Below are 6,591 nucleotides of genomic sequence, written 5' to 3' on the forward strand. Positions count from 1 at the left end.
AATCGGGAGACTGTCTTTACTTCTTTTTCTTCTTCCCTCTTTTGAAAAAACCCTTCTTCTTTGGTTTCTCGTCTTCCTCTTCTTCCCCCTCACTTTTTGGCGTGGCTTCAGATTCCCCATCGGATTCAGTGGTCTTGGTTTCCAGTCGTTTTTCCCAGTCGCTCATTTCCGACTCAGCAACTGACATACCAGCCTTATCAGCAGACGGTTCAGCTGTTGCATCATCCCCCTTTTCCATTAACTCTTTAAGTCTCTCATCTCTTTTAGCTGAACTGGATTTGAGGGACTCAAGTAATTCTGACATCTCCTCATTAAACTCGGACACTGTTTTTTCCAGCCGTCCTAAAAGTTCTTCGACAAATGCTTCACCATAACCGGGGGCAACACCATCGGTCAATTCGTTGATTTTGGCCATCAGATACTGTTTCTGGGCATCTATGTCTTGGGCCTGTTCTTCAGCCATTCAAATTCCTCCGTGTCAAAAAATCATACTCTTATAGAATGTAGAGGTTTCATTTCATTTTTGCCAATTCTTCCGGTGTCAGTGCAATAACCTGATTTGGAGAGGTCAAAACGGACACTGCCTCAAACATTTCCATCCCCAGAAGCAGCCCCACACCAATGCCAACAAACCGGTTGTTCCAGATAAGATCGATCCGAGGTGATTTCTGTTCGTTCCAAACTTCGGCCAAGGCCAAACCGGCTATAGCTCCCACAGAGAAAGCCAGCGTCTTTTTCCACGGCTGACCATCATCAATAAAGGGACGATATTTGATCGATTCAAGCTCATCTATTGAGAATTGGAGCCTTTGGGTCAACGTTTGAAATATGATCGTCCTGTCATCATACCTGATGAACGTCCCAGTATAATGCTGACCGTTGGAATGTTTGAGAGTGCAAAATGTGTTAGGCGGAATATCATCCATAATATTGTGCACTTGCAAATAAGTGAGATAATCCAACTGCTTCTCTCGCTGTTCATCTGTGATTTCAGGATGACTTCCGGCAAGATACTTTAACCTCTGGAACTGCTTCCAGGAAAAGTACCGTTTCTTCAACCGTCGGCGAGACTTGTCCACATAAACTATCTTCGCCATATAACGGTTTTCAGATATCTCATAGAACTGGGCGCTCTCAAATCCTTTGATGTCAGGAAACAGATCCATAAGGATATTTTCGGCCGCATCTATGGAAGACCCCACTTTGATTGAAAGGATGATGATTTCAGGCTCCTGTGCAGCCACTAAAAAGTGACCGGACAGAAACACTATCAAGATTGTTTTAACCGGATTCAATCAGATTCATGACTTCCCCATCAGCAGGAAAGCGGTCCAGACTTTTCTTGGAGAAGATGAGGTTACCATTATTAATAATCTCAAATACACCTCCTCCAGAAGGGATTAAAGTAAGTTCTTTAACATCGTTACCGTACTTTTCAAGAATTTCGTTCGCCAAACTGGCGGCTCTAGGTAGGTAGTTTCAGACGCTGCAATATTCGATGGATATGTCCATATCGCCTCCTATTTCAAGAACAAATAAATCCAGAAAGCGCCGAAGGCGGCAAGCATCCCGGCCAATACCACCAGGAAAAGAGCAGCTTTGTCGAACCCTTTTCTGCCGGAATCAAACTTTAATACTGTCTTCATGGCCTTGAAGTCAACTTAGTAATGAATCTAGAAGTTGAAGACAGTTTCGATGGTGGTCATTTTCACAGGTTCAAGTCCTGTCCCTGTGTCACGGTAGAATTGACGGTAATCCCATACGAGGCTAACGCCTTTTGCCACCTCATATCCGACTCGATAGCCCAATACAGTATTCATTGTTGGATTTTCGAAATCAAATGGATTTTCATCGTTATTACGTTGATAGTACGCCATGGCTTCACTGAGCTTAGGAATATTTTCAGTATTAATAAGCAGATTGGCGGAAAAGCTGCGGAATTCCGTTGTATCGGTTTCCGTCTGTGCCACCATGTTTGCGTACGAGGTGGTAAAATTGGCCAGATTAAAAAGATTAAAACCTAGGGAGCCGTAGTACCCTTTGGTATCCATTCCAGCAGTGGAATCAGCGAAAACGAGCATATCCTTTGTATAAATTTCAGTTCCCGTTTCTGAAAATACAGGCAAAACTCTATTAAGATCATACGCCTTATCAAAAAACTGAGGGAGGAAATAATCACTCTTTATTCTATACTCCATACTGAGATTAATAAAACCAAACAGACTGGCACGCATACCAGGCAATGTAATACCTGTACCACTCATAGCGGCCCGACTGAATTGACTACCGGTTGTATCGACTCCGGAAATGGCTTCAGATGTATCAGCTGAGATTACGGTGCCAACTTGGGGAAAATTCAAACTGTTGTATTCTAAATAAACTACAAGATTCAGAGCGTCGCCAGTAAGGATAGGATAACCAATATCAAACGCGAAGGCGTTTACTTTGCTCTTGTTTTCTTCCAAACTGAAAGGCTTTGGTTTTAGAAATAGACTGTCATCCAGAGCGTCATAAATATTATCGCCATCACTATCAATATCCCATCGGGTACTGTCTAATCCTTCATGCGGGTCAGGGATGCCATCCCGATCAGTGTCATTCCACAGGTTTGTACTGTCAGGAAAATCGTCGAATATGTCCGGATAAGAATCCCCGTCAACATCCTTCAGACCGGAGAACTGGTTCATATCTGTCACATAATTGACGCCAAGTGCCAAAGGAAGATTTTCAGAAACTGTGTAAGTCCCTCTCAAACCGAGAAGAGTTCCACCACGGCCAAAGTCTTTAACATTTGCGAAGAAAAGTTCCGTTCCAAAATTGCCGAAGTTGACCCCGGTGTTCAATCCAACCCGTCTGATTGATGGAAATTCCATCATGTTAGAATAACCAGAGAGAAGACCGCCATAACCCAGCGTTACACTTTCCAGGGAGCCCACCTTGAACCAGTAGGGATCAGACTTTTCGCCCCAGCGTATGTAGAGAAACTTGTCGACAAAATCGCTCGCCTCGTCCCATTCGTCTTTCCGGACATTTCCTTCATTGTCAATGTAGACGACAAGATCGAAACCAATGCCCAAATTGCCCAGTTTAAACTCAGGCCTCAAAGCGATTTGATTGTAGAGCTCACCATCTATGGTGACCGAACCTACACCGAGTCCCATATTGAACGGCTTCGCTGGAGGTGTGAGAGGCTCTTTTGCTTCCTCAGACGTGTCTTCGGCTCCAGGCTCTTCTTTGGGAGCCTCCTCTTCTTCGAAAAACTCTTCAGGTTCCTTTTCTTCCTGGAACAGTTCTTCCTGAGGTTCTTCAACCTGTTCTTCAGGAGTTTCTTCTATTTCCAGTTCTTCCTCGGACTCCTGTGCCTCTTCTTCGGGATCAGGCTCTTGATCCATATCTTGCTCGGGATCTTCAGGCACCTCTTCAGGATCAGCAGGAGAAGTGAGAACCTGCCCGGTAGCAGTTGATAGTGTCATTTCACCCGGGCCGAGGGGTACGGACTGCCCACTAATGGTATTGAAGACATCAACCATTCCTTCCAGACCGTAAAACTTGTCAAAACCCATGCGGTTAATAACAGACCAGAATTGAGTCCCTTTCACACTGGCCACAGAGACCGGCGTCTCCACTCGGAAATCTTTTTTGTTCTCTTTTTTGACATCTGAGAGGATCTTTCCGAACTCAATTTCCAAAGTCCGTGTATTTTTAGTGTCTATGAACTGGAACTGTGTATCCTCCCGAATTTTTAACACACTTTTGTCATCGAGAAAAATGATCATACAGAAACTTTCTTTCCCAACGTTGATTACATCGCCGGAAGTGATTGAAGCCCCCGACTTGGTTGGAGAGAAAGTGGCTTCATTAATGGTTTTGAGACGGATATCACCCCGCATCTTAGTGACACGGGCGATGGTTGCCTGGGCTGACAGTTGGCCTGTCAGGCAAAGACATAAAAAGACGGTGGTAAGTCTCCTCGACATCAGTTTGGTATGAAGTTGGTTAGACTAATCGTTATCTGACTGAGGGAGTAATGGAGGATCAGCCTCGTTTAGGATTGACCTAAGTTCAGCCAATACTTCTCTTGCTGGTGGCCAAAGGTCTTCTTCCATATCTCCGCCACTCTGCTCGAAGACTTTGATCCTTTCAGCCATTTTTTTAAGTATTTTTGTGTGGTTTTCCATTAGCTGTTACCAAACCTATTTCAAATCTGAATATAATCAAACTGAAGTTACTTTTCTTTGATATGGATCACGGTCTTGAAATAAATTGATTTACGGCGCCAGCGAAGACTAAATTACCTCTAAATAAGTCATCACCGCGCGGTAATTTTCTCATCAAATTTGTACATTCATTATAATCCTAACTTTCATTAATGACGGATTTTTTCGATAAACTCATAGAGCAAGAGCCTTACACCCAGTATACACTGGATATGTTTTCCAGGAGCGCTGGGAAGGATCATGCTGAAATCCAACAGTTTGATAAATGGCGTCAAATGGTCACTGGCGCCAACAAATACACTTTTGAAGTGCCTCACCTAGGGGCGCAGCGTCCGGAGATCTCGGTACGCCGGGAAAGCGGCGATGAGTATAATCTTATCAGCTTTTCCAGCTACAACTATCTCGGGTATTCCTACCATCCCGAAGTAGTGGATGCCGCAAAAAAAGCACTTGATCATTACGGACTGGGTGCCACCGGTTCACCCCTTCTGAACGGTACTTTCCAGATCCACAAAGAACTTGAGGATAGAATTGTCGAATTCTTTGGACAAAAGGATTATGGTGTATCTCTTTTTTCTTCAGGTTATGGAGCGAACCTAGGGGTCATTTCAGCTTTCATTCATAAGGGCGACCATGTAGTCCTTGACCGCTCCTCACATGCTTCGCTTATCGATGGCGCAATTCTCTCGCAGGGAAAAATCTCTCTCTTCCGCCACAACGATACTGAATTTCTGGAAAAAGTTCTAAAGAGGATCGATTACGAGAATACCAGAATTCTGGTCTGCTGCGAGGGAATTTACAGTACGGACGGAGATTATGGCAACCTAAGGGACATCATAGATGTATCACACAAGTATGGGGCGGCTGTGTTGGTGGATGAAGCACACTCTTTACTTGTAGCGGGAGAAAACGGCCGGGGTGTTTGCGAAGAACAGGATGTCCTATCGGAAGCCGATATGATCATCGCCACATTCAGTAAATCTTTCGGTGGAGTAGGCGGTTGCATTTACGCCAATAAGAAAATTACTAACTACATGAATTATTATGCCAGATCGCGCATGTTCTCCTGTGCTCTGGATCCAGGAGTGACAGGCGGGCTCATCAAATCCATCGAACTTGCAGGAGGAGCTGACGGCAAAAATAGAAGAAACCGGCTCAACGAAAACGCAAACTATCTCAGAGAAAAACTAAAGGGGCATGTTGACATCGGTACCTCATCCAGCTGGATTATACCAGTCATTTACGGTGACGAGAGACTGACCCTCCCCTTGAGTGATTACCTCCAGCGTGAAGGTGTCGATATTTCCCTCATGATGTTCCCGGCGGTACCGAAAAATAGATCACGAATAAGGGCTTTCGTCACATCCGAGCATACAAAAGAGCAACTCGACAAGGGTTCGGATATTATTCTCCGTGGTGCCGAGAAGTACAATTTTTTGACAGGATAGAAGACTATGGAACATACCCCCGGTGAAAACCTTCTCGTTTGGGAATTTGATTTCGCACTGACCACTTTCTTTGAAGTGGAGACCGATCTGTTTCAGCAGCACATTCCCTCTCGCCTTAGCCTCATGGAAGTATCACCGGGTGTGGGACTGGTGAATATTACCGCCTTCAATTTTCCGAAAGGTGCTCTTGGTGAACTTCCTCAATTTCAGGAACTCATTTTCAGCGCCATTGTTTCGCCTGATCTTTCACGGGGAGTACCGAAGTTTGCTATGTATGTACTTTCACTCGGTAGCACCTGCCAGGAACATTTAGATCACAGTGCTGATTATTACAAGCTTCCCATACATGGACTGCTTACCGACACTAAAATCGATTCAGAAGCAATCGCTATTGATTATTCAGACAGCGACGGTCAGATCCTGGCCATGAACAACTGCTCACCCACTACCAATTTCAGGGATGAGGAAAGATACTTTCAGGCGTTTACCTCAGATGGGGACAATCTCACTATTGCAGACTGTTATATCGAAGCTCAACTCTTTGAGCATCAGTTGACAGAGGATGCAGGAAAATTGAATGTGCACCCTTTCCTGAAGAACATTGATTTCGATCTTGGGGATCCCCTCCCCTACCTGCAGATGATCGGTGAACCCGGAAAAATCGGGAAACAGTTCTACTATCGGCCCAGCCCTTTCTAAGAGCAGTACTTCAATCTGATCAATTACTTGATCAGAACCATTTTCCGATATTGTCTAAACTCACCAGCCTGTATCTGGTACAGGTAGATACCAGCACTTACAGGGATGCCAGCATGGTTCTTACCGTCCCATATTGCTTTTTTATAACCTGGTTCTTCCGGTCTGTTGACCAGACTTCTCACCTGTCGACCAAGCATGTCATAGATGACTATTCTGACGTTGCTGGA

General features: G+C 44.7%; 7 protein-coding genes. 2 read left to right on the forward strand and 5 right to left on the reverse strand.

Features of this window, described 5'->3' with window-relative positions:
* Positions 1–16 precede the first annotated feature (16 nt).
* The 4 genes from EYO21_07990 to EYO21_08005 all read right to left on the reverse strand — a co-directional run bounded on the left by EYO21_07990 (position 17) and on the right by EYO21_08005 (position 3,977).
* Positions 17–463 (reverse strand): hypothetical protein, encoded by a 447-nt coding sequence (locus EYO21_07990; protein ID HIB03740.1) that lies wholly within the window; start codon positions 461–463, stop codon positions 17–19.
* Between the two features lie 49 nt (positions 464–512).
* On the reverse strand, positions 513–1,274 hold the full coding sequence (locus EYO21_07995) for a hypothetical protein (GenBank protein HIB03741.1): 762 nt from the start codon (positions 1,272–1,274) through the stop codon (positions 513–515).
* Between the two features lie 7 nt (positions 1,275–1,281).
* The gene (locus EYO21_08000) at positions 1,282–1,455 is read right to left on the reverse strand and encodes a SelT/SelW/SelH family protein (protein ID HIB03742.1); all 174 of its coding nucleotides are present in this window, start codon (positions 1,453–1,455) and stop codon (positions 1,282–1,284) included.
* A gap of 218 nt (positions 1,456–1,673) precedes the next feature.
* On the reverse strand, positions 1,674–3,977 hold the full coding sequence (locus tag EYO21_08005; GenBank protein ID HIB03743.1) for a hypothetical protein: 2,304 nt from the start codon (positions 3,975–3,977) through the stop codon (positions 1,674–1,676).
* 392 nt (positions 3,978–4,369) lie between these two features.
* Between EYO21_08005 and EYO21_08010 the strand changes: the two genes are divergently transcribed.
* Positions 4,370–5,665, forward strand: coding sequence for an aminotransferase class I/II-fold pyridoxal phosphate-dependent enzyme (locus EYO21_08010; protein ID HIB03744.1), 1,296 nt, complete (start codon positions 4,370–4,372; stop codon positions 5,663–5,665).
* Positions 5,666–5,671: 6 nt separating this feature from the next.
* Positions 5,672–6,364, forward strand: coding sequence for a hypothetical protein (locus EYO21_08015; GenBank protein HIB03745.1), 693 nt, complete (start codon positions 5,672–5,674; stop codon positions 6,362–6,364).
* Between the two features lie 23 nt (positions 6,365–6,387).
* Here EYO21_08015 and EYO21_08020 read toward each other — a convergent pair.
* On the reverse strand, positions 6,388–6,591 hold a 204-nt coding region (locus tag EYO21_08020; protein HIB03746.1), incomplete at its 5' end, for a T9SS type A sorting domain-containing protein.

This window comes from Candidatus Neomarinimicrobiota bacterium, assembly GCA_012964825.1.
In the GTDB taxonomy this organism is placed as follows: Bacteria; Fidelibacterota; Marinisomatia; order Marinisomatales; family S15-B10; genus UBA2125.

What these genes read in the sequence shown, in the direction of transcription:
- EYO21_08005 (HIB03743.1), bottom strand. Translation starts at nt 3,977, where the DNA reads ATGTCGAGGAGACTTACCACCGTCTTTTTATGTCTTTGCCTGACAGGC.
- EYO21_07990 (HIB03740.1), bottom strand. Translation starts at nt 463, where the DNA reads ATGGCTGAAGAACAGGCCCAAGACATAGATGCCCAGAAACAGTATCTG.
- EYO21_08015 (HIB03745.1), top strand. Translation starts at nt 5,672, where the DNA reads ATGGAACATACCCCCGGTGAAAACCTTCTCGTTTGGGAATTTGATTTC.
- EYO21_08010 (HIB03744.1), top strand. Translation starts at nt 4,370, where the DNA reads ATGACGGATTTTTTCGATAAACTCATAGAGCAAGAGCCTTACACCCAG.